The organism is Microcoleus sp. C2D2 (assembly GCF_036702495.1).
GTDB lineage: Bacteria > Cyanobacteriota > Cyanobacteriia > Cyanobacteriales > Microcoleaceae > Microcoleus.
Genome location: NZ_JAUBTO010000034.1, coordinates 38,014 through 60,876, shown reverse-complemented (window position 1 = coordinate 60,876; position 22,863 = coordinate 38,014). Strand labels below are relative to the sequence as shown.

The following is a 22,863-nucleotide window of genomic DNA, read 5'->3' as shown; positions in this document are numbered from 1 at the left end:
AGCAGCTCAGAGACTGTTACAAATGTTCAAGGCACAGGTGGATCTACCAGTCGTGAACCAGTCGGTGCCAGCAGCTCGACACAGTTCACCTTCCGCTTTAACGAAGACGAGTTAAAGAAGAAGTGGGAGGAGCAGTTACAGCAGATTAATGCATCTATGAAAGTGATAGATGAAAACGATGTGAAACTGGAAGGTCAGTATTGGGAGCAGCTCGAACAATGGCTCCTCAAGAACTACGAGAAGCAATTCAAGAACCTGGCTATAGAAGTAGCGAAGGTCAGGTTCACGATGGATGCCTATACACAGCAGATGGAGTTTAGTCTGAACCAGCAATTGCAAGGCTGGTCTAGCTACTTAGACAAGCTAGTGGAAAATAGGATCAACGTTGAGATATCGAACAAAATTAACCAACAGATCAACCAGTACGTTGACCAAACCTTTGAGCAAAAGATACGTAACAACATCGGATTAATTATCAACAACCTTCTACGCAAGCAGGAACTCAACCAGTACATCGACCAGCAAGTCAATCAGCAAATCGACTCAGCCTTCGAGCAAAAGATACGTAGCAACCTCGGATTAATTATCAACAACCTTGTCAATAAGCAGGAACTCAACCAGTACATCGATCGGCATGTCGATGGGCAAATCGACTCCTCCTTTGAGCAAAAGATACGCAATAACATCAACCTAATTACTCAGAATCTTGTCAATGATAATACTGATCTTAATCAGTACGTCAACCAGCAAATTGACAACACTTATGAGCAAAAGGTACAAAATAACTTGCATCTGATTACTCAGAACATTGTCAATAACAATGAGGAATTAAATCGGTACATCGACCAGCGCTTGCAGGAGACTGTAACCAACAACAGTGAAGTTAACAACTCGATTGTCAACTTGGTTGCCAACAGTACGGCAATTAACAACAAGATTGAGAATCTCCGCAACGAATGGAATGGGACATTCATCAATCTGGCTACACAGCATGTCGATGAACTAAGCAACATCATCGGCGGCACAGACACATTCAACAGAGTCATTACTCAGAAGCTTGTCAACAATAATACTGAGCTTGAACAGTACGTCAGCCAGCAAATTGACAACACTTATGAGCAAAAGGTGCAAAATAACTTGCATCTGATTACTCAGAACATTGTCAATAACAATGAGGAATTAAATCGGTACATCGACCGACGCTTACAGCAGACTGTAACAAACAGTGAAGTTAACAACGAGTTTGTCAACGTCGTTGCCAACAGTACGGAAATTAACAACAAGATTGAGAATCTCCGCAACGAATGGAATCGGACATTCCTCAATCTGGCTACACAGCATGTGGATGAACTGAGCAACATCATCGGCGGCACAGACACATTCAACAGAGTCATTACTCAGAAGCTTGTCAACAATAATACTGAGCTTGAACAGTACGTCAGCCAGCAAATTGACAACACTTATGAGCAAAAGGTGCAAAATAACTTGCATCTGATTACTCAGAACATTGTCAATAACAATGAGGAATTAAATCGGTACATCGACCAGCGCTTACAGCAGACTGTAACCGACAACAGTGAAGTTAACAACTCGATTGTCAACTTGGTTTCCAACAGTACGGAAATTAACAACAAGATTGAGAATCTCCGCAACGAATGGAATGGGACATTCCTCAATCTGGCTACACAGCATGTCGATGAACTGAGCAACATCATCGGCGGCACAGACACATTCAACAGAGTCATTACTCAGAAGCTTGTCAACAATAATACTGAGCTCGAACAGTACGTCAGCCAGCAAATTGACAACACTTATGAGCAAAAGGTACAAAATAACTTGCATCTGATTACTCAGAACATTGTCAATAACAATGAGGAATTAAATCGGTACATCGACCAGCGCTTACAGCAGACTGTAACAAACAGTGAAGTTAACAACGAGTTTGTCAACGTCGTTGCCAACAGTACGGAAATTAACAACAAGATTGAGAATCTCCGCAACGAATGGAATCGGACATTCCTCAATCTGGCTACACAGCATGTGGATGAACTGAGCAACATCATCGGCGGCACAGACACATTCAACAGAGTCATTACTCAGAAGCTTGTCAACAATAATACTGAGCTTGAACAGTACGTCAGCCAGCAAATTGACAACACTTATGAGCAAAAGGTGCAAAATAACTTGCATCTGATTACTCAGAACATTGTCAATAACAATGAGGAATTAAATCAGTACATCGACCGACGCTTACAGCAGACTGTAACCAACAGTGAAGTTAACAACGAGCTGGTCAACGTCGTTGCCAACAGTACGGAAATTAACAACAAGATTGAGAATCTCCGCAACGAATGGAATCGGACATTCCTCAATCTGGCTACACAGCATGTCGATGAACTGAGCAACATCATCGGTGGCACAGACACATTCAACAGAGTCATTACTCAGAAGATTGTCAATAACAATACTGAGCTTAATAACTACGTCAGCCAGCAAATCGACAGCACCTATGAGCAAAAGGTACGAAATTACATCTCTGTGATTACCCAGAACATTGTCAATAACAATGAGGGATTAAATCAGTACATCGACCGACGCTTGCAGCAAAATGTAATCAACAACAGTGAAGTTAACACCGAGATTGTCAACTTGGTTGCCAACAGTACGGAAATTAACAACAAGATTAACAACGTCTACAGAGATATTGACATCAAGATTGAGAATGTCCGCAACGAGTGGAATCAGACATTCATAAGTCTGGTTACACAGCACGTCGATGAACTGATCAACATAATAGGCGACAGAGACACGTTCAACATCCGGGTCGCGAATTTGATCAACATCAAGGTGGACGAGCTTGTCAACCAAATCTTGAGAACCAAGAGCGAACTGATTGCAATCATCAACAACGCAGACAGACATCTCTATGAGTGGACTCTGGGAGAACTCATAGCAATCAAAGGCTGCTTAACCGACCGTGAGGTTCTTGTGGAGACGTTAGTCACTTTCAACGCTCAACTCAGAACCAAGCTGGATGGAACAGCCTGCGTGGACATTAACTCTTTCCAGCCGTTCAAACCTATGATTGAGCCGAAGCAGTAATCGGTTCATAACTGCGCTTTGTCTGAGCAAGGCAATGTAATTGCCACTTTGAAGAACTGCATCAAACTGTCACCCGTGCAACCGCAATAGTAGCCAGGAGGTTAATAATGAGAATTACATGATTTGATTGTGGGACGGGCATTTTGCCCGTCCTTTACTAAAAAAGGAAAACTTAAAAATGAAACTAATGCAACGTCATACTAATCTCAAGAGTGAGGTCAATTAAGATGTTTCGCTCTAAAAAAGGCTCTAAGAAAACGTTCGTGAAGATTGTGGTGGTAGTGCTAGGTCTGACAGCTACTCACTCGCTAGTGGCATCTTTCCCATTGATGCTTTCTCCTGTCGTTGCCCAATCTAACAGTCCAAGCCCCTCTTTCCCACTTTCTAAATCACTACCAAGTGGGACAATATTGAAAGCGGATGGCTCCGGCAGCATGAGGGTCATTAAGGAACCATTGAGAAAACGGTCTCAAGAGAAGTTTCCGGGCACCAAAGCCCAATCTAACAGTCCAAGTCCCTCTTTCCCACTTCCTAAATCACTACCAAGTGGGACAAAAGTGACAGTGGATGGCTCCAGCAGCATGAGGGTCATTAACGAAGCATTGGGAAAAGGGTTTGAAGAAAAGTTTCCGGGCACTAAAGTTGAACTGGCATCAGGTGGAACGGATGCAGCATTAGCAGCACTGCTGCGAGGTGACATCGATATGGCAGCGGTTGGACGCCCACTCACGGATAAGGAGAAGGCTCAGGGACTCGTTGCCATTCCTGTTAGTCGGGAGAAGATCGCGATTATTGTAGGTTCTGACAATCCATTTAAGATTAAGAAAAACCTCACCTTCGTTGAGTTCGCGAAGATATTTCGAGGGGAGATCGCAAACTGGTCACAGTTAGGAGGCGCTCCTGGTAAGATTCGATTTATTGACCATCCAGAGTGGGGGGAGACGCGGCGAGCGCTCGGCACCTACGATGTCTTCAAAAAAGCGCCGTTTAAGAATGGAGCTAACACAACCACGCTGTCCCAAGACGACACTGCAAGCATTGTGCAGGAACTCGGCAAGAATGGAATCAGTTATGCGATCGCAGATCAAGTACTCAACTTGCCGAATGTCCGGGTCCTTCCCATTTACAAAACCCTGCCCTCGAACCCCCGTTATCCCTACTCCCAACCTCGGGGCTATGTCTATCGACAGGAAACTGCCACTCCAGGAACGCTTGCCTTTGTGGGCTTTACAACTTCAGCACCGGGACAGGAAATTTTAGCAGATGCCAAACAGCAGGAAGCTGAAGCAGTGCGTCAAGCTATAACGAGTGCTTCAACTTCAGGAACGTCAGGAGTAGCCACTGGTTCTTCTCCCAGTCCTGCACCTAATGGTCAAACTGCGCTTGTACCTACATCTACTGGTGAGCCAACCGAGCAAGGATTTCCCTGGTGGTGGCTTCTCTTGCTAGCAGGAATTCCTTTACTAGGATTACTTTGGTGGTTACTTAAGGAACGTCGAGACAGAAGAACTGAAATTAATAACAAGATTGAGAACTTGGTTGCCAAAAATACTGAAATTAACAACAAGATTGAGAACCTCCACAACGATTGGAATCGGACTTTTATGAGTCTGGTTACACAGCACGGAGATGAAGTAATCAACACAATAGGTAGCCGAGAGTCATTCAACAGAGTAATTACTCAGAAGCTTGTCAATAATAATGCTGAACTTAACCACTACATCAGCCAGCAAATTGACAACACTTATGAGCAAAAGGTACAAAATAACTTGCATCTGATTACTCAGAACATTGTCAATAACAATGAGGAATTAAATCGGTACATCGACCAGCGCTTACAGCAGACTGTAACCAACAACAGTGAAGTTAACAACTCGATTGTCAACTTGGTTTCCAACAGTACGGAAATTAACAACAAGATTGAGAATCTCCGCAACGAATGGAATCGGACATTTATCAATCTGGCTGCACAGCATGTCGATGAACTGAGCAACATCATCGGCGGCACAGACACATTCAACAGAGTCATTACTCAGAAGCTTGTCAACAATAATACTGAGCTTGAACATTATGTCAGCCAGCAAATTGACAACACTTATGAGCAAAAGGTACAACATAACTTGCATCTGATTACTCAGAACATTGTCAATAACAATGAGGGATTAAATCATTACTTCGACCAACGCTTACAGCAAAATGTAATCAACAACAGTAAAGTTAACAACTCGATTGTCAACTTGGTTGCCAATAGTACGGAAATTAACAACAAGATTGAGAATCTCCGCAACGAATGGAATCGGACATTCATCAATCTGGTTAGACAGCATGTCGATGAACTGAGCAACATCATCGGCGGCACAGACACATTCAACAGAGTCATTACTCAGAAGATTGTCAATAACAATACTGAGCTTAATAACTACGTCAGCCAGCAAATCGACAGCACCTATGAGCAAAAGGTACGAAATTACATCTCTGTGATTACCCAGAACATTGTCAATAACAATGAGGGATTAAATCAGTACATCGACCGACGCTTACAGCAAAATGTAATCAACAACAGTGAAGTTAACCACGAGATTGTCAACTTGGTTGCCAATAGTACGGAAATTAACAACAAGATTAATAACGTCTACAGAGATATTGACATCAAGATTGAGAATGTCCGCAACGAGTGGAATCAGACATTCATAAGTCTGGTTACACAGCACGTCGATGAACTGATCGACATAATAGGCGACAGAGACACGTTCAACATCCGGGTCGCGAATTTGATCGACATCAAGGTGGACGAGCTTGTCAACCAAATCTTGAGAACCAAGAACGAACTGACTGCAATCATCAACAACGCAGACAGACATCTCTATGAGTGGACTCTGGGAGAACTCATGGTAATCAAAGGTTGCTTAAGCGATCGTGAGGTTCTTGTCGAGCAGCTAGTCACTTTCAGCGCTGAACTCAGAACTAAGCTGGATGGTACCGCTTGCGTGGACATCAACACATTCAAGCCGTTCCAACCTATCTCGATAGATCGCAAGCAGCAACCTTAGTAATTGGGAATTGGGAATTGGGAATGGGGCATGGGGGAGGCAGTGCGTTGCGGTGAGTCCACTCGGCGGTGTCGGTTTCCGTCCCGTCGAAGTGGCGAACCCGTTCGCGAAGCGTCTCCGAAGGAGAAGGGAGGTTCCCTCGGTTGAAGCACCTGCCGTCGGGGATGCCGACAGTCACGCATCTGCCGTCATGGGGTGTGGAAAGAATCTCTTATTCCCAATGCCCATTACCCATTACCCATTCCCTCTCAACGATTTAAATTGAGAACGAATGCTGTTAAATGGAGCGACATCGAAGCTGGGGGGGTGACAAAGAGGTTTAGGAGATAGACCGAATAAGGGTTGCAGCCCGTATACCCTGTTGATAAAAGCGACGTTTATTTCGAGTTAACTTCATTAAATCTTGAATTTCTAATGAATGCCGATCGAGATAATCAACCCACTGCTCTCCATCCTTACCAACGCCAAATGTACTCCGTCTTCGGTATTTTTTTCTCGCTTGGGAGCGGCGAGATACATATTTTTGTACCTGCTTTTTCTGAATTTCAGTGCCTTGAAATATGGCCGAAGTGTAGACAATCGCCATTAACAGAATCATCTTAATCAGTCTGTCTTCCCTTAAACCACTCCCTTCTAGATTATAACCTCCTGTCTTGCAATCTCGGAACATTGAAGGCTTCAACAATTGCAAGTTGGGTCATTACTCAAAACAATTTGAAGGAATATAGCTTCTGCTTATCACCCTTCTCTCAAGAATGAAATAGCCCTGGTAAAACCACTGGGATTGCTGTTGTTCAAGAAGAGACTGGACGTGTCACAAACGCCTTAGAAATCTCGCACGCCCGGACAGCAAATTAAAAACTCCCTAGAGTCTCGCAGGGCATTAAGAAGAGGTTGCCGTAACCGCAAGACCCGTTACCGTAAGACTCGTTTCTTGAACAGAACCCGTAGAGCCGGATGGTTGCCTCAATCTCTTGAGAGCCGAATCGCCAACATTGAAACCAGGATTAGGCGAATTAGGAAACTTTGTCCAATTGCCGCAATTTCTCAAGAATTAGTGCGCTTTGACCTGCAACAGATACAGACTCTCGAAATTAGCGGAGTCGAGTATCAAAGAGGTGAGCTATTCGGCTTCGAGGTTAAAGAGTATTTACTCCAAAAATGGAACAGAAAATGCGCCTAATGCTGTGTCGAGAATGTCCCATTCGAGATAGAGCATATCCTTGCTCGGAGTATGGGAGGTTCCAACAGAGTCAGCAACCTTTGCCTTAGCTGCCATTCCTGCAATCAAGCTAAAGGAAACAAGCCGATTGAGGAGTTTCTGAAGAAAAAGCTGGAAGTTCTTAAGCGTGTGTTGGCTCAAGCTAAAGCTCTTCTTAAAGACGCTGCTGCTGTCAATGCTACTCGTTGGGAATTGTATAGAAAGCGAATGGCAACTGGATTGCCCGTAGAAGTAGGAACAGGAGGTCGAACAAAGTTCAATCGGAAAACCAGGGGCATTGAGAAGACTCATTGGGCTGACGCGGCTTGTGTTGGTAAGTCAACACCCGAACGACTTCTCCTTAATGGAATTAACCCCTTGATTATCAAAGCAAAAGGGCACGGAAAAAGACAACGTTGCGGCACTGACCGTTATGGGTTTCCGATTCGTCATGCCCCAGCCAAAAGTTTTTCATGGGATTTCAAACTGGAGATTTATTGACCTCTCCCTGGGCTAAAGCCACAGGGATTCTAAACTGTTGCTACAGTTCGGGCTAAAGCCACTTCCTTCCGCTTTTTAGTTTTGGTTTCCCAGATGCGAAATCTGGTAGCAAGGGTCAAAACTTGCCTACAGACCTTGACTAGGCACAAGCCTAATTGTGTCTCTACTTTTTTGAGAATGTTTGCGGCGCAATTCAAATCAGCGTTGATGAATTTTCCTGTACCAGTGCGATACATACCGCGCTTGACTCGTTTCCCGCTTGGTGTCCACCCTTCACGTTTTGCGCCGAAAGTAGGCAAAAAATCACCGTCTAGGAAACTAGCTTTGCTGGTATAGGATTCCTCTGCTTCAACCAACTCAATGCCATGATACTCGCACAATTGCTTAACTCTTTGCTTGAGTTTCGCAGTGGGGATTAGAACAAAAGATTGAGTCGTTTTCCCAAGTGTTGCTTTTTGTCTTTGTCCTTGATTCCAGCCAAAAATAACTGTACCAATCTGATGTTTAATGCAGTGGTCTACAACTAATCTGGTTGCTTTGTTCACAGCATCCCGCATCTGTCGATTGCGTTTTTCCGTTATGTGGGCAAGCTGTTCATCCCAGTAGCCTTGCGGTTTACCTTCCTTGAGTGTGGCAACACGCTTGTTGTACCACTGATTAAGGCTTTTAACGAGAGCGTCCATCGACAATGAAACTTGTTCCAACATTGGAAACACAACTCAACCAATTATTAATGCCAGGGTCTATTGCTAGTGCGTTGCTTGGGTTAACATAGTATCTGGTTGCTGAATCTTTTTCGGAGACAAACTCAGCATAAAAACACTGATTTCTTGGAAGTATCCGCAATTCCTTTATTTCGGCAAACTTCAAATTAGAAGGCATTGGAATTGTGAAGCTATCAAGCTTAAACCAACGCTTCACTGTATTACCTAAAGGGATTTTAATGTTACTGCCCACAAGCTTTAATGCCTGCTTGGGATAAGTTACTAGGGCATAACCATTACCTTTACGGTATTTGGGTAGCTTGGGCTTGAAATGCAATTCTCCCTTACTGTACTTTTTGCCTAGCTCCTTAAAAGATTTAAACGACTCAGCCACAGACCTTAATATCTGTTGTGCTGAAGCGAGAATGTAGAACTTGGTAGTGTTTATTGTTTTTGTATTCCTTCTCTAAGTCGTACTTACCAATCAACTTGCCTGTCTTGAAATACAACTGGCGAGCATAATAGATACCACAATTTGTTAACTTGTGCGACTCCGAGCAAATAAACTCAAGGACTGCTTTTAACTCCGTATTTGGATTAATTAGATTTTGTTGGCATCCATACATTAAGTTCACCTCCTTGATATATCCTAACATTTGATACTAACAATATATGTGCAAAATGAAAGGAAAAATATTAACAATACGCTGCTCCGAGCGTAGGAGAAATAAGCTTTATTTATATGCAGCTCAAAAAGATAAAAATATCACTGCTTTGATTGAAGAGTGGATTGATAGTCTGGCACTCGAAAAAGAAAGGGAAACAGCAGGTTAAAACCTGCCGTGTCGCGTTTCATCCCCTGTCTGAAGCACGAAGGACGGCACTACGTGCCTGCTTCTGTTGGGCTTTCACGCTCCCGCTAAGTCTTTTGTAAAAGCCAATGTCTTAACCGGAAAGTACGTCGGAACTTACACAGGTCGAATTGCCATTCGTTTCAAACCAAGTTTCAAGCTAACTGCAGAAAGTAAAAGTTTTGACGTGCATCCAAAGTATTTGAAAACCATTCACCAGGCTGATGGCTATGAATATACATTCTGAAAACAAGGATGCCCTATCGGGCAATTTATTCTTTGGGGGCAATTCCCCAGACGCGCTTACTATTGGCGGTACTGGCTGTGCTCGATATATCCGCCTCGGTTATAGCGTCCGCCCCCTTGCTGCATGTTAGGTGGGACGATCGTTAAAAAGAGCCTGTCCACCCGATCGCATATATGTAAGTGCGGTTGTGAGATGGACAGAGATCCTAACGCCGCAATTAAGATCCTCGCATCGCGGGATAGGTACGGTAGGGCATACCGGAACCTTGCTACAAGGGTAGCGTAAACGCTTAGGGAGATGGGATCTCGCTAGTTAAGTGCGGCAACGCTCTTAATTTAAGTCCGATCGCTGAACTAAGAATCCTCACGCCTTGGGGCCCAGGAGTGTCATAATTGCACAGTTTGTTGCCATTATTCCTAGTCAGCAATCAGCAGTCAACAGTCATCAGTTAGTGGGAGATAGCTAATTCACCCGACTTAATGACTAATGACTAAGGACTGATGACTGATGGCTAATGTGCTGTGTGGATTGCCTAAAAAAGTGAAGAAAAATGCGCTTATCTGCTGTATTGGTGGCAGTTTTTACTGCCTCAGCAACATTCGGGTTATCAAATTCTGCTTCCGGCCAAACATCCTACTCTGAATCAGCAGAGGAAACTTTGGCCGCCGTTACCCCCGCCCCGTCGATCGAATTACCCGATCGCCCCATTCCAGAATTAACCCAAAATCCTCCTCAAAACCGCAAAGCCGGTAAAACCAGCAAAGGGGAAGCCCTAAAAATAGCGGAGGCCCCTGCCAGAGGAGGAAACGACCGCGAACCCCCAAACCTAGTCACAGAGCCGCCCTCCCCGGTTTCGCCTTCGGAGCTTCAACTCAAACCCGAGCTAGCATCCAACCCCTCCCCTGCCTCTAGCAGCCAAAACGCCCTGCCAGAGGCGCAACTGGGCAGCCCGCTCCCCCCCGAGCCCTCGGCTGTAACGCCCGCCTGGACCGCAGCAGAGCTAGGGAAACCAGATGAATCCGGGGCGATCGCTCAAAACGCCCAAGTTACCCCCAGACCGGCCCCGACGGAACCGCCGGCTAACACCGTTCCCCCATTGCCCCCTGGTCGAGTACCGCAGCCGGGAGCAACCCCCGCACCCGCCGGGCCTGCCGAACCCCAAGTGCTAGTTGCAGAAGTTACCGTCACCGGGGCGACGGCAGACTTGGAACGCGAGATTTACGGAGTCATCACCACCCAACCGGGACGCACGACCAACCGCAGCCAACTGCAACAAGACATCAACGCCATTTTTGCCACGGGCTTTTTCAGAAACGTGCGGGCAGTACCGGAAGACACCCCGTTGGGCGTCCGGGTGACTTTTATTGTGCAGCCAAATCCGGTGCTGCAGGGAGTGACAATCACCGGCCAGCAAGTGCTGCCCCAAAGCGTAATTGACGAAAGCTTCCGCGATCAGTACGGCCAAATTCTCAACCTCCGCCGCTTTGAGGAGGGAGTGAAAAAAATTAATGCCTGGTATCAAGAGAACGGCTATGTTTTGGGCCAAATCACTGATGCCCCGCAAGTAGGAGACGACGGTACAGTCACCCTGGTAGTGGCAGAAGGCCAGATCGAATCCGTTGATGTCCGCTTCCTGAACAAGGAGGGAGAGGCAACAGATGCCACGGGTCAGCCGATCGGAGGCAACACCCGCCGCTTTGTCGTCACCCGCGAAGTAGAACTCAAGCCCGGAGACATCTTTAACCGCACCAAGGCGGAAAGAGATTTGAGACGGGTGTTTGGTTTGGGAATTTTTGAAGACGTGCGGCTTGCCTTGGAACCGGGAACGACTGACCCCCGCAAGGCAAGGGTAATTGTCAACGTCATCGAGAAAAATACTGGTTCTCTGGCGGCTGGTGCGGGTTTGAGTTCCGCGACGGGTTTGTTCGGTACTGTGAGTTACCAGCAGCAAAACTTGGGCGGTAGGAACCAGAAATTGGGGGCTGAAGTACAAATCGGCGAACGCCAAACGCTGTTTGACCTGAGTTTTACTGACCCCTGGATTGCGGGCGATCCTTACCGCACTTCTTTCACCGCTAATGTTTTTAGAAGACGATCGATCAGCGTGATTTTTGACGGCGGCGAACGGGAAGTCAGATTGCCCAACGAGGATCGACCCCGCATCGTCCGCACCGGTGCCGGCATCAATTTCACCCGTCCCCTGTCGCCGAATCCTTTTGCCGATTCTGAGTGGACTGCTTCACTCGGCTTGCAGTACCAGCGAGTCTCAATTACCGATCGCAAAGGCCGTCGCGAATCCCGGGACGAACTCGGCAACCTGTTAAGTTTTAGCGATTCCGGCTCCGACGACTTGACAACACTGCAAGCAGGTGTTGTGCGCGATCGGCGCAACGACCCCCTCCGCCCCACTAGCGGTTCCCTGCTCAGGTTTGGGATGGAACAATCGATTCCTGTCGGTTCCGGCAACATCCTGTTAAACCGCCTGCGGGCCAGCTACAGCTTTTACCTACCAGTCAGGTACACTAACTTTACCCCCGGCCCTCAAACCCTGGCATTCAGTTTTAGAGGCGGCACCGTATTCGGAGATTTGCCTCCCTACGAAGCCTTTGCCTTGGGCGGCGCCAACTCGGTGCGCGGATACGACGAAGGCGACATGGGAGCCGGCCGCAGCTTCCTAGAAGCCAGCGTTGAGTACCGTTTCCCGATTATTTCGTTTCTCGGCGGAGCGCTATTTTTGGATGCTGGCACCGACTTGGGCACGGGCGATGATGTCCCGGGCGACCCTGCCGGTATCCGCGGAAAGCCGGGTAGCGGTTACGGTTACGGCCTCGGCGTGCGGATTCAATCTCCTTTAGGACCGATCCGCATCGATTACGGTATCAACGACACCGGCGACAATCAAATTCACTTTGGGATTGGTGAGCGATTCTAATTAACGAAGAGTCATTAGTCAGCAGTCATTAGTCATTAGTTAGGAGTAAGGGGTAAGGGGTAAGGGGTAAGGGGTAAGGGGTAATGGGTAATTGCTAATTGCTAATTGCTAAGCTGCGCCTGGGCCCACCCTACGAATCATGTCTAAGGTGCGCCGGGCCGATCGGCCTACGGTTAACTTCCATCTTCCCTCTTCCCTCTTCCATGTTCCCTCTTCCATGTTCCCTCTTCCTTCTTCCCTCTTCCTTCTTCCTTCTTCCTTCTTCCTTCTTCCTTCTTCCTTCTTCCTTCTTCCAAATGACTCAACGTACCTTAAAATCTGAATTTGAACTGTCGGGAATCGGTTTGCACAGCGGCGAACAAACTCGCGTCCGAGTTTTGCCGGCGTCGGTTGGGGAAGGCCGCTATTTTGTCAGAATAGACTTGCCCGGTGCTCCGATAATTCCTGCAAAAATTGAGGCTGTTTGTCAGACTGCACTTTCCACTGAACTGGCAGGTATCGATGCTCAAATTCGCACTGTAGAGCATCTATTAGCCGCTTTGGCGGGGATGGGAGCGGATAATGCTCGAATTGAGGTTGATGGGCCGGAAGTGCCGCTGCTGGACGGTTCGGCTCAGGTTTGGGTAGAGGCGATCGCCGATACCGGCTTAGTTCCTCAAGAATCGAAGCAAGACCCCACTCTCTCCTGCGTCCTAGAACAGCCTATTTGGGTGCGTCACGGGGATGCTTTTGCCGCGGCTTTACCGTCAGCGGAAACTCGGTTTAGTTACGGAATTGATTTTGAGGAACAGGCGATCGGCAATCAATGGTACAGTTGGTCGCCAGAGGCAGAAAGTTTTGCGACGGCGATCGCCCCTGCCCGCACTTTTGGACTTGCTCGCCAAGTTGACCAATTGCGACAAGCAGGTTTGATCAAAGGTGGTACCCTAGAAAACGCCCTAGTTTGCGATCGCTCCGGCTGGCTCAACCCGCCCTTGAGATTTGCAAACGAACCGGTGCGCCATAAAATCTTAGACTTAGTAGGCGACCTCAGCCTGCTAGGAACTTGGCCAAAAGCTCACTACTTGGCTTACAAAGCCAGTCACAACCTGCACGTCCAACTTGCCCAAGTCCTGAAATCGGAAGCTCTAGCGTAGCTAGAGAAAAGTTAGGAAAAAACAGGTAATCTGTTAAGATTGCATCTTCCTTCTTCCTTCTTCCTTCTTCCTTCTTCCTTCTTCCTTCTTCCTTCTTCCTTCTTCCTTCTTCCTTCTTCCTTCTGCCATACCACACTCAAAAGTCTTCAAGTAATGTCCACGCTGACTGAAGTTAACACCGTCAATACTGCTAATTCTGAATCCCTTCCCACCGAAAACGGTGAGGATTCTCCAGCGGTTAAATCTACTTTTACTCTCGAAGAAATTCAGAAATTATTGCCTCATCGCTATCCTTTTGCACTGGTTGACAAGATTGTTGATTACGTGCAGTCCGAAAAGGCTGTAGGAATTAAAAATGTGACTTTCAACGAACCACATTTTCAAGGGCATTTTCCCGGAAGGCCGATTATGCCTGGCGTATTAATTGTCGAAGCGATGGCTCAAGTTGGCGGTATTGTTCTCGCTCAGTTGCCAGACATAGAGCAAGGATTGTGGATGTTTACCGGAATTGATAAAGTCAAGTTCCGCCGTCAGGTTGTACCGGGCGATCAGTTGCTGATGACTGTAGAATTGCTGTGGGTAAAACGCCGTCGCTTCGCAAAAATCCAGGCTCTGGCGGAAGTAGACGGACAAAAAGTTTGTGAAGGAGAATTGACGTTTTCGATGGTAGATTAAATTTGGGAATTGGTGAGGGCTTGCAGGTAGTTTTGAGTTGTGAGTTTTGAATTTAAATTAAAACCGCGCAGCCTTCCTCGGAATGAAGCAATCTGAAAATTTAAAAACATCCTTCTTCACGCTTGACTTCTTCCTTCCGTCTTCCGTCAACATCCATCCGTTAAATTCGTTTAATCGGTTCAATCCCTTACACTGCGCGTTGCCGAACTTCCTTCCCACTTACCAGCAAAAAAACAGACAAATGCTTACTTTGATTCACCCAACTGCTGTGATTCATCCCGGTGCTGAACTTCACCCGACTGTAGAAGTGGGAGCTTATGCTGTAATTGGGGAAAGAGTGAAAATCGGGCCGGAAACTAAGATTGGCGCTCATGCAATTATCGACGGGCTAACAGAAATAGGCGCTCGCAATCAAATTTTCCCCGGTGCGGCGATTGGTTTGGAACCTCAAGATTTGAAATACGAGGGTTCTGCGACTAGGGTGAAAATTGGCGACAGCAATCTGATTCGGGAATATGTGACAATTAACCGCGCTACTGGAGCGGGGGAAAGCACGACAATTGGCAATCATAATCTATTGATGGCTTATGTTCATGTGGGACACAATTGCGCGATCGCCGATCGAGTAATTATCGCCAATGCTGTAGCCTTAGCCGGACACGTTAAAATCGAGTCTCAAGCCCGATTGAGCGGTGTTTTGGGCGTTCATCAGTTTGTCCACATCGGCCGCTTGTCTATGGTGGGCGGCTTGAGCAGGATCGATCGAGACGTACCTCCTTATATGCTAGTCGAGGGGAATCCTTCGAGAGTGCGAGCAATCAACAAAGTAGGTCTCGAACGCGCCGGTTTTACCCCAGAAGATTTGCTAGTTTTGAAGAAAACTTTTCGTATTCTATACCGTTCTGGCTACACTCTCAATCAAGCTTTGGAACAGTTGGATTTGTTGCAGGAAAACCCCCATTTGCAGCACCTGCGGAGATTTATGCAGCAGTCTATAACCACAGGGCGGCGCGGTTTGATTCCAGGCAAGAAGTGAGTCAACCACCCACCACTAATCGGAGTACCGATATAGTGGGGGCACAGAAATTGCCGAGTTGACCAGTCAAGCGTGTTAAATCACTACGTTTAAGGCAAGTGTTAAAGTACCTACCAGAGAATGCGTTGCTAGTTCTCTGCTCTAGAACTTAAAAGTTAAACAGGTGTAAGGGTTAAGCCAGTGCTTTTAAGATAGTTACCGACCTTAAACATTGACGAAGCTAACATTACCCCGAAAGGGAGGACTTAAAATGTCTAACTTTGTTTTTGTACTAGATACCCAAAAACGACCGCTCAATCCAATCCACCTAGGAATGGCTCGTAAATTGCTAACTAATGGCAAAGCCGCTGTTTTTAAAAGGTATCCATTCACACTAATTCTCAAGGTAGAGGTAACAGCAACCCAAAAACCAATTACTCTCAAAATAGACCCGGGTTCTCAAACCACTGGGTTCGCATTACTGCAAGGAGAAAAAGTAATCTTTGGTGCCGAACTGACTCACCGAGGTCAAGCTATTAAAGCCAGCCTTGAATCGCGTCGTTCATTACGTAGAGTCCGGAGAAGTCGCCATACTCGCTATCGTCCAGCTAGATTCCTAAATAGAACTCGCCTTAAAGGTTGGCTAGCCCCAAGTTTGCAACACCGCGTTGAAACAACTCTAACATGGGTAAATAAATTGATGAAAGTTGCCCCCATTGTTTCTATTGCTCAAGAACTTGTACGGTTTGACTTACAACAATTAGAAAACCCGGAAGTTTCTGGAATTGAGTACCAACAAGGCGTTTTGTGTGGCTACGAAGTTCGGGAATACTTGCTCAACAAGTGGGACAGAAAGTGTGCTTACTGTGGTGTTACAAATACACCATTACAAGTCGAACATATTCATTCCAAAGCTAAGGGTGGTTCTAATCGGATTTCTAATCTTTGCCTTGCTTGTGAAAAGTGCAATATCAAGAAAGGAACTCAAAATATTGAGCAATTCCTATCTAAAAAGCCAGAGGTCTTGAAACGGGTTTTATCTCAAGCAAAGCGTCCTTTGAAAGACGATCCAGCAGTCAATTCAACTCGTTGGGCATTATTCAATCGGCTTAGTATGACTGGTTTGCCTGTTTCTAAGCTGTTGTGCATTTAAATTGTATATTTCGAGTCCCGATCAAAAATCGTCAAATCCTCTCCCCCTCTCCCCTTCACCCCCTCTCCCTCTCTAATACCAGAGGCAATCTAGATGCAACACAGCTTACTGGCAGTGGCGGCTTAACAAAGTTCAATCGCACTCGATTAAATCTAGCTAAAACTCACTGGCTAGATGCAGCTTGTGTAGGGAAAGTTGAATCGTTGGAAATTTTAACAAGCAAACCGTTGTTAATTAAAGCTACTGGACATGGGACACGTCAAATATGTCGTACTGATAAGTTTGGATTTCCATGTCGCTATGTTCCCCGACTTAAGTTTGTTAAAGGTTTTCAAACTGGAGATATTGTCAAAGCAATCGTTACTTCTGGTAAGAAAGTTGGTAAATACGTTGGGCGTGTTGCCGTTAGAACAAGTGGTTCGTTTAATATTTCCGCATCAGAATTGGTGTCGGGAGTTAGCCACAAATATTGTTCAATTATTCACAGAAAGGATGGTTATTCGTATGCAGCATAAACCGGGCTCCCCTTTTCCTCCCACCACTGACCTGAGTACAGGTGAGCGTGGGGGTCTCCAAGGGGGAAGACAGATGAAAATTTTTATCAGCACTGGTGAGGTTTCTGGCGATTTGCAAGGAGCTTTGTTAGTTGCAGCCTTAAAACGTCACGCTGTCACGGCTGGTTTGGAGTTAGAAATAACAGGATTGGGCGGCCATCGTATGGCGGAAGCTGGTGCTACTATTTTAGGCGATACTTCGGGCATTGGTTCTATGGGTATTATAGAATCTGTACCCTATATTTGGCCAACGATCAAAGTTCAGCAAAAAGCTAAACAATATCTAAAAAACTTCCCCCCCGATGCGGTTGTATTGATTGATTATTTGACTCCAAATCTCGGTATTGGCAGCTACATCCGCCGCTGTTTGCCGGATTTGCCGGTGGTTTGGTACATCGCACCTCAAGAATGGGTTTGGTCGATTTCTCCTCGCAATACCGATCTGATTGTCAATATTTGCGACCAACTTTTGGCAATTTTCCCAGAGGAAGCTCGTTATTATCGAGAAAAAGGATCTCAAGTGAGTTGGGTTGGTCATCCTTTGGTGGATAGAATGCAATCGGCGCCCTGCCGGGAAGTTGCCCGCAAAACTTTGGGAATTGTGCCGGAACAGGTGTCGATCGCCCTAATTCCCGCTTCCAGACACCAAGAACTCAAGTACCTGATGCCTGTCATATTTGAGGCCGCTCAAATTATTCAAGCTAAATTGCCGGAAGTTCATTTTTGGATTCCGCTTGCTAATCAAGCTTTCCGCAGCAAAATCGCACAGGCGATCGAGAATTACGGTTTGCGGGCTACTTTGTTAGAAAATCAAACTCTGGAAATCTTGGCTGCTGCCGATCTGGCCCTCACTAAATCTGGTACTGTTAATCTGGAGCTAGCTTTGCTCGACGTTCCGCAAGTTGTCGCTTACCGCGTCAGTCCGATTACGGCGATTATTGCTCGCCACGTGCTGAAATTTTCGATTCCTTTTATGTCTCCGCCCAATTTGGTGCAAATGAAGCCGATCGTCCCTGAGTTGCTGCAAGACGACGCTACTGCGGAAAATATAGTGAACCATGCACTGGAATTGCTGCAAAATGCCGATCTGCGCCAGCAAACTTTGGCAGGTTATCGGGAAATGCGCGAAAGTCTCGGAGATGTGGGCGTGTGCGATCGCGCGGCTGCGGAAATAATGAAAAATGTTAAATTAAATAGAGCAAATTAAAGCAACTTTGTTATTGAAATGTTATGCCAAGCAATCGGAAAAAGCGACCGATCGCTGTTGATTTATTTGCAGGCGCGGGCGGCATGACACTGGGCTTTGAACAAGCAGGGTTTGACGTACTTGCCTCAGTCGAAATTGACCCAGTCCACTGCGCCACACACCAGTTTAATTTCCCGATGTGTTCTATTTTGTGCCAAGATGTGGCACAGCTTAGGGGCTCGGAAATTCGGAAAAAATCGGCGATCGGGCGCCGCGAGATTGACGTAGTAATCAGCGGTTCGCCCTGTCAAGGATTCTCGATGATGGGCAAGCGCGATGTGGACGACCCGCGAAATTCTCTAATTTTTCACTTTCAGCGCTTAGTTTTGGAGCTAAAACCCAAGTTTTTCGTAATGGAAAATGTGCCGGGAATTGCCTCAGGAGAACACAAAGAACTTCTGAATATTTTAATTAGCTCTTTTCTGGAAGCCGGCTATAAAGTAGAAGAAAACTATCAAGTTCTCAACGCCGTTAACTACGGAGTGCCGCAAGCTCGCAAACGATTATTTCTGATTGGCTGCAAAAAAGATTTTGAGCTGCCAAAATACCCTCAGCCAACTACTATACTGCCGAAAATAAAAGTTCCTCAACGCTATAAAAAAGTTAATTTACCTGCTGTCCCGACAGTTTGGGATGCGATTGGAGATTTGCCGGAAGTGGATAACTACAGCGAGTTGCTGGATCGAGATTGGGTAATCGCGGAGTACGGAAAGTGCAGCACTTATGCGAGTATAATGCGCGGAATCGATGGTTTGGATGATGATTATTCCTACGATCGCGAGTACGATCGACAAATCCTCTCTTGTAGTTTGCGAACTAAACATTCTCAGGAATGTATGGAAAGGTTTCATGCTGCCAAACACGGCGAAAAAGAGCCGATCAGCCGTTTTTACAAGCTGCATCCCGAGGGAGTTTGCAACACTCTCAGGGCCGGAACTGACAGGGCGAGGGGGGCTTATACTTCGCCGAGGCCGATTCACCCGATCGCCCCTCGGTGCATTACAGTCAGAGAAGCTGCGCGGCTGCATTCCTATCCTGACTGGTTTAGATTTCACGTCACAAAATGGCACGGTTTTCGCCAAGTCGGAAATTCTGTACCACCGCGATTGGCGAAAGTTGTAGCAGCGCAGATTATTAGCGCTTTGGGCGTGAAAGCAATTAAGCCGAGTCTCAAGCTGACATGGGGAGATGATTCGTTGCTTAAACTGAATTGGTCGGAAGCAGAACAATATTATCTAAAAAGTTAAGAATTAGATTTAATTATAACAATCCTTGCAGGAGTCGTAAATTTTTTACCCCACCCCAACCCTCCCCGCGAGTTCGGGGAGGGAGTAAGAAATTCACAAATGATTTAGGATTGCTATATCTGTAATTGGGAATTGGTAAATAAGTAGTGATTTTTGCTTTTCATCTCCTTATAAACAGCGGGTTATATCAACTCCGCTAGCATCGGAATTGTAAAATCGAATCAACAGTCAATACTCAACTACCCCGTCAGTTTTTCCACCCCTCCTTCAACAGTCAACAGTCAACAGTCAACTAGAATTCCGGTGCAACCGGAATTGATATTACATCAAATCGGATCGCTACTTATACAGGACTACCCCGAAGTAAGCGCGGGCCGCAGTTCCTATATCATTTGGGACGGGTCTACGATCGGCACGAGATGTCCCCGGTAGTTAGACAAACCGGGAAGGTATTCCGACCCGCTGTGCAGTTTTTTCAAGGTGAGAGTGGGAACTACTTCGACTGCGCGCCTGCTATCGGTGGGGTAGCGATCGTCCTATACATCAAATAGCAACATCAACATCTAGATACCATTAAAAATTTTAGATTGTGAAAGTCTTCCGGCAAAACATTTTGATAAATTTCGCTGAGTTTTGCAACAATTACCAGTCTTGGGGAATTCTAGAGCTATCTTGGAAAAAGTGTATTTTCAGGAGACTCAAATACTATGGGTTGGTTTAAAAGACTGTTCGGACTCGAGAAGCCTCAAGAGCAGGCTCAACCGATGGCACAAGTAGTACAGGAAGCAGCCCAAGCGAATTCCATCGATCCTGCTAAAGTCGGCCCTGAGGGAATTTTTGACGAAAGCGGCTTGGCGAAGCGGGTTGCTTTAGCTTTTGACGCCGATCCAGAAGTTGCTGATATCGATACTGTTTGGGTTGCTCAGCTCAGCAGCACGGTTGTTCTCAAAGGTCAAGTTGCGAGTCAGGAAATTCTCGACAAGTTGGTGGCGATCGCCTCTGCTGAAGAAGGCGCAACAAACGTGCAAACCGATCAGGTGACAGTCGGGTAGTTCTTCCCAAGCGAAGCAGTTTCCCTCCGGGTGCGGCTCGAAGTAGTCAAAAGCTCGATTAAACCCGCTACGGCGGGTTTTTTCCTGCCCTCTCCCCCCATTGGTAACAAGTTAAAAATGAGTAGATTTTGTCAATACCTCTTTGTGTAAAAATTCTTCAGTAATAATTATAATCAAAAAACGGGAAAGGTTGGGCTAGTCCGCCCAAAGCCAGCTAGCCTAACTGAGGCGATGATAATTATCAATAAATTGTCAAATAGTTTTCACAGGTTCGCGAGAAAATTAGGTCATACCAAATCCGGGTTAATTACCTCTAATTTATGAAAACCGCACCCAAAAGGAGCCACAGGCTCGGGCGAGAGACACCTCAGCTAGCGAGGGAGAATATTCACTTGTTTACAACCCCTCAAGCGAGCTGCATTTATTGAAGTTGGTGACAGTTTTTCTTGAACATTTACCTCAAAGGTTCTGTTTTTTGAAAGCACAGAAGCGAGTGAAGTTTCGGCAGGGTCATCATCAGGGGTAACGTTCCCCGGATTTGGTATTATAAAACGATAGAATTGACGAGTAATTGAGCAATTGTGTAGGTAAGCAAACAGGGGTGCTAGCGGAAAAACCAACCGCGACCGCGCCCAAAAAAACTCACAGGCTAATGGTGGAAGAGGAGGTAATAGCCTCACAACTAGAAGCATTACTAACACCGACTATCACCTCACAAGAAAATTACTAGCGCCCACTGGGGTTAAGAGCTAGAATTCTCAACTTACCGTTGATGGTAGCAGCGGTATTAACTCTGCTGTGGCCAGAGGAAAAGGAGTTACAGAACTCACAAGAATGCTAGCGGTGAGAAGATTGTTTGTGGTGTAGAGGCCAGACCGTCACTCGACAAGCAATGTCTCAAGGATTTTTAAGTTTTCCCGCCGAATTATTTGAGCAAGTCTTGACAAATTTATTACCGAGTTTAAAAACTGCTTGGTAGAAAAGAAATCAACGACCTCTACCAGAAAGCATTCAATTTACACTGGGAAAGTTTTCCCGAATAGGGATAGTAGAGAGCTGCGACGCTCTCAGCATTGTTTGGTCAGCTCAAAAGCCTAGAAGATTTACAACAAGGGCAGTTGGCAGGAAAAATGGCAACAGTCATAGATTTAATGACCAGGCTACCCGTCGAGAGGCAGATTTCTTGAAAATCAAGGGAGCTTCGGATATTAACCTTGACAAAAATATCCGACAATTAGTGGCAGCGAAAACTTTACTCTTACTGGATAGAGGATGCGATAATTTTAGCTTTTGGCGTCTATTAATTGAACAAGAGATTCACTTTATTACTCGATTTAAAAAAGGAGCATCACTTAAATGCGAGCAAGTATTTAGCAATAGTTACGAGCCCAGAGATAGTCTAATACCTCTGGGGTCAGGAACTTCAAAAACTCCATTTATCACCTGAGGTATGATTGAAGTTCCTGCGGGTAAGATTTGGCATTCTTATTTGACAAGTGTACTTGACCCTTATGTATTGCCTCCCTAGGTCGTGGCAGATTTATATCGAAGACGTTGGAGAATTGAAGATGCTTTTAATACCGTCCAAAGACTCTGGGGCTTAAGTTATTTGTGGAGGGGTTCTCTCAACGGCATTCAGAGCCCTATTTGGGGGGCTTGGTTATTAGACCTCTTGCAAAAATCCTTTTCCTCAATTGATGGGACGGGATCTTCGGCCCATCCCACAAGAGTTATTTTTTCTTGTGGGATGGGCCGAAGATCCCGTCCTAATTATTTTTGCAAGAGGTCTATTTTATGCTGTCTGGGTGGATTGAGGTGATACTGTTGCTGACTCACTCTATGAGCCAATAGATTCCTTTTCATTAGAAATGATTTACTGTGGTCTTTACCATTTTTATGTAGCCGATCAAAATCGTAAGGCAACCGACCCAATCGAGTATTTCGTGGCACCAGAAAATCACGATTTAGGTATTGTTAAACAACAACGTAAACCCCATATTAAGTTAATTGTGGCGCCGTTTCCCCATCGACCCGGAGGCTCTGACCAATTTTTCGCCAGAGGCATCTTCTGGAATCCCCTTGACCACTGCCATACAGGCTTAACTTGTTACCAATGGCTCGGCTCTGACCAATTTTTCGCCAGAGGCATCTTCTGGAATCCCCTTGACCACTGCCATACAGGCTTAACTTGTTACCA

16 protein-coding genes and 4 pseudogenes are annotated in these 22,863 nt (G+C 46.0%); 16 read left to right on the top strand and 4 right to left on the bottom strand.

What is annotated here, in order from left to right:
- Positions 1-3,102 (top strand): hypothetical protein (locus QUB61_RS13850; protein ID WP_333189998.1); only part of this gene is annotated, 3,102 nt, incomplete at its 5' end.
- 227 nt (positions 3,103-3,329) lie between these two features.
- On the top strand, positions 3,330-6,152 hold the full coding sequence (locus QUB61_RS13845; RefSeq protein ID WP_333129239.1) for a substrate-binding domain-containing protein: 2,823 nt from the start codon (positions 3,330-3,332) through the stop codon (positions 6,150-6,152).
- Between the two features lie 319 nt (positions 6,153-6,471).
- Here QUB61_RS13845 and QUB61_RS13840 read toward each other — a convergent pair whose 3' ends face one another.
- Entirely contained in the window at positions 6,472-6,750 is a 279-nt protein-coding gene (locus QUB61_RS13840; protein ID WP_333189996.1) for a hypothetical protein, read from the bottom strand.
- A gap of 255 nt (positions 6,751-7,005) precedes the next feature.
- On the opposite strand from QUB61_RS13840, the gene QUB61_RS39905 reads away from it, so the two are divergent.
- Together QUB61_RS39905 and QUB61_RS39900 are read left to right on the top strand one after the other, a co-directional pair.
- Complete coding sequence (locus QUB61_RS39905) at positions 7,006-7,335, top strand: RRXRR domain-containing protein (RefSeq protein WP_445300241.1); 330 nt, start codon at positions 7,006-7,008, stop codon at positions 7,333-7,335.
- 51 nt (positions 7,336-7,386) lie between these two features.
- Positions 7,387-7,854: a hypothetical protein gene (locus QUB61_RS39900; protein WP_445300240.1), complete on the top strand. Its 468-nt coding sequence runs from the start codon at positions 7,387-7,389 to the stop codon at positions 7,852-7,854.
- A gap of 29 nt (positions 7,855-7,883) precedes the next feature.
- Here the strand turns inward: QUB61_RS39900 and QUB61_RS13830 are convergent, their stop codons facing one another.
- Both QUB61_RS13830 and QUB61_RS13825 read right to left on the bottom strand, forming a co-directional pair.
- Positions 7,884-8,537: a transposase gene (locus QUB61_RS13830; protein ID WP_333129235.1), complete on the bottom strand. Its 654-nt coding sequence runs from the start codon at positions 8,535-8,537 to the stop codon at positions 7,884-7,886.
- A complete protein-coding gene (locus QUB61_RS13825; RefSeq protein ID WP_333129233.1) occupies positions 8,521-8,952 on the bottom strand; it encodes a hypothetical protein in 432 nt (143 codons plus the stop codon). Before QUB61_RS13825 ends, QUB61_RS13830 begins: the two co-directional genes overlap by 17 nt.
- A 287-nt stretch (positions 8,953-9,239) precedes the next feature.
- On the opposite strand from QUB61_RS13825, the gene QUB61_RS13820 reads away from it, so the two are divergent.
- The gene (locus tag QUB61_RS13820; RefSeq protein WP_333129231.1) at positions 9,240-9,392 is read left to right on the top strand and encodes a hypothetical protein; all 153 of its coding nucleotides are present in this window, start codon (positions 9,240-9,242) and stop codon (positions 9,390-9,392) included.
- 814 nt (positions 9,393-10,206) lie between these two features.
- Positions 10,207-12,588 carry a BamA/TamA family outer membrane protein gene (locus QUB61_RS13805; RefSeq protein ID WP_333129229.1) on the top strand — a complete coding sequence of 794 codons (2,382 nt, stop codon included), beginning with the start codon at positions 10,207-10,209 and terminating at the stop codon, positions 12,586-12,588.
- A gap of 173 nt (positions 12,589-12,761) precedes the next feature.
- Here the strand turns inward: QUB61_RS13805 and QUB61_RS13800 are convergent, their stop codons facing one another.
- On the bottom strand, positions 12,762-12,893 hold the full coding sequence (locus QUB61_RS13800) for a hypothetical protein (RefSeq protein ID WP_333129227.1): 132 nt from the start codon (positions 12,891-12,893) through the stop codon (positions 12,762-12,764).
- On the opposite strand from QUB61_RS13800, the gene lpxC reads away from it, so the two are divergent.
- From lpxC to QUB61_RS13750, 10 genes and pseudogenes are all read left to right on the top strand, one after another.
- Positions 12,885-13,724: a UDP-3-O-acyl-N-acetylglucosamine deacetylase gene (lpxC, locus tag QUB61_RS13795; protein WP_333129225.1), complete on the top strand. Its 840-nt coding sequence runs from the start codon at positions 12,885-12,887 to the stop codon at positions 13,722-13,724. The two genes, QUB61_RS13800 and lpxC, sit on opposite strands and share 9 nt — an antisense overlap.
- Before the next feature lie 153 nt (positions 13,725-13,877).
- The gene (gene fabZ, locus QUB61_RS13790) at positions 13,878-14,399 is read left to right on the top strand and encodes a 3-hydroxyacyl-ACP dehydratase FabZ (RefSeq protein ID WP_333129223.1); all 522 of its coding nucleotides are present in this window, start codon (positions 13,878-13,880) and stop codon (positions 14,397-14,399) included.
- A 241-nt stretch (positions 14,400-14,640) separates the two neighbouring features.
- The gene (gene lpxA, locus QUB61_RS13785; protein WP_333129221.1) at positions 14,641-15,435 is read left to right on the top strand and encodes an acyl-ACP--UDP-N-acetylglucosamine O-acyltransferase; all 795 of its coding nucleotides are present in this window, start codon (positions 14,641-14,643) and stop codon (positions 15,433-15,435) included.
- Positions 15,436-15,685: 250 nt separating this feature from the next.
- A pseudogene (iscB, locus tag QUB61_RS13780) lies at positions 15,686-16,549 on the top strand (RNA-guided endonuclease IscB); the annotation flags it as partial.
- Between the two features lie 125 nt (positions 16,550-16,674).
- Positions 16,675-17,082, top strand: a pseudogene (locus QUB61_RS13775) (RNA-guided endonuclease IscB); the annotation flags it as partial.
- 73 nt (positions 17,083-17,155) lie between these two features.
- Entirely contained in the window at positions 17,156-18,328 is a 1,173-nt protein-coding gene (gene lpxB, locus QUB61_RS13770) for a lipid-A-disaccharide synthase (protein WP_333129219.1), read from the top strand.
- Positions 18,329-18,351: 23 nt separating this feature from the next.
- Entirely contained in the window at positions 18,352-19,614 is a 1,263-nt protein-coding gene (locus tag QUB61_RS13765) for a DNA cytosine methyltransferase (RefSeq protein ID WP_333129216.1), read from the top strand.
- Positions 19,615-20,321: 707 nt separating this feature from the next.
- On the top strand, positions 20,322-20,666 hold the full coding sequence (locus QUB61_RS13760; protein ID WP_333129214.1) for a phospholipid-binding protein: 345 nt from the start codon (positions 20,322-20,324) through the stop codon (positions 20,664-20,666).
- Between the two features lie 652 nt (positions 20,667-21,318).
- Positions 21,319-22,326: pseudogene (locus QUB61_RS13755) on the top strand (transposase); the annotation flags it as partial.
- A 127-nt stretch (positions 22,327-22,453) separates the two neighbouring features.
- Positions 22,454-22,769: pseudogene (locus tag QUB61_RS13750) on the top strand (IS4 family transposase); the annotation flags it as partial.
- Positions 22,770-22,863: the final 94 nt, after the last annotated feature.

Excerpts from the sequence above, each read along its gene's own strand:
- QUB61_RS13765 (WP_333129216.1), top strand. The coding sequence starts at position 18,352 with ATGCCAAGCAATCGGAAAAAGCGACCGATCGCTGTTGATTTATTTGCA.
- fabZ (WP_333129223.1), top strand. The coding sequence starts at position 13,878 with ATGTCCACGCTGACTGAAGTTAACACCGTCAATACTGCTAATTCTGAA.
- QUB61_RS13760 (WP_333129214.1), top strand. The coding sequence starts at position 20,322 with ATGGGTTGGTTTAAAAGACTGTTCGGACTCGAGAAGCCTCAAGAGCAG.
- lpxB (WP_333129219.1), top strand. The coding sequence starts at position 17,156 with ATGAAAATTTTTATCAGCACTGGTGAGGTTTCTGGCGATTTGCAAGGA.
- QUB61_RS13830 (WP_333129235.1), bottom strand. The coding sequence starts at position 8,537 with ATGGACGCTCTCGTTAAAAGCCTTAATCAGTGGTACAACAAGCGTGTT.
- QUB61_RS13805 (WP_333129229.1), top strand. The coding sequence starts at position 10,207 with ATGCGCTTATCTGCTGTATTGGTGGCAGTTTTTACTGCCTCAGCAACA.
- lpxC (WP_333129225.1), top strand. The coding sequence starts at position 12,885 with ATGACTCAACGTACCTTAAAATCTGAATTTGAACTGTCGGGAATCGGT.
- QUB61_RS13845 (WP_333129239.1), top strand. The coding sequence starts at position 3,330 with ATGTTTCGCTCTAAAAAAGGCTCTAAGAAAACGTTCGTGAAGATTGTG.
- lpxA (WP_333129221.1), top strand. The coding sequence starts at position 14,641 with ATGCTTACTTTGATTCACCCAACTGCTGTGATTCATCCCGGTGCTGAA.
- QUB61_RS13820 (WP_333129231.1), top strand. The coding sequence starts at position 9,240 with ATGAAAGGAAAAATATTAACAATACGCTGCTCCGAGCGTAGGAGAAAT.
- QUB61_RS39900 (WP_445300240.1), top strand. The coding sequence starts at position 7,387 with ATGGGAGGTTCCAACAGAGTCAGCAACCTTTGCCTTAGCTGCCATTCC.
- QUB61_RS13840 (WP_333189996.1), bottom strand. The coding sequence starts at position 6,750 with ATGATTCTGTTAATGGCGATTGTCTACACTTCGGCCATATTTCAAGGC.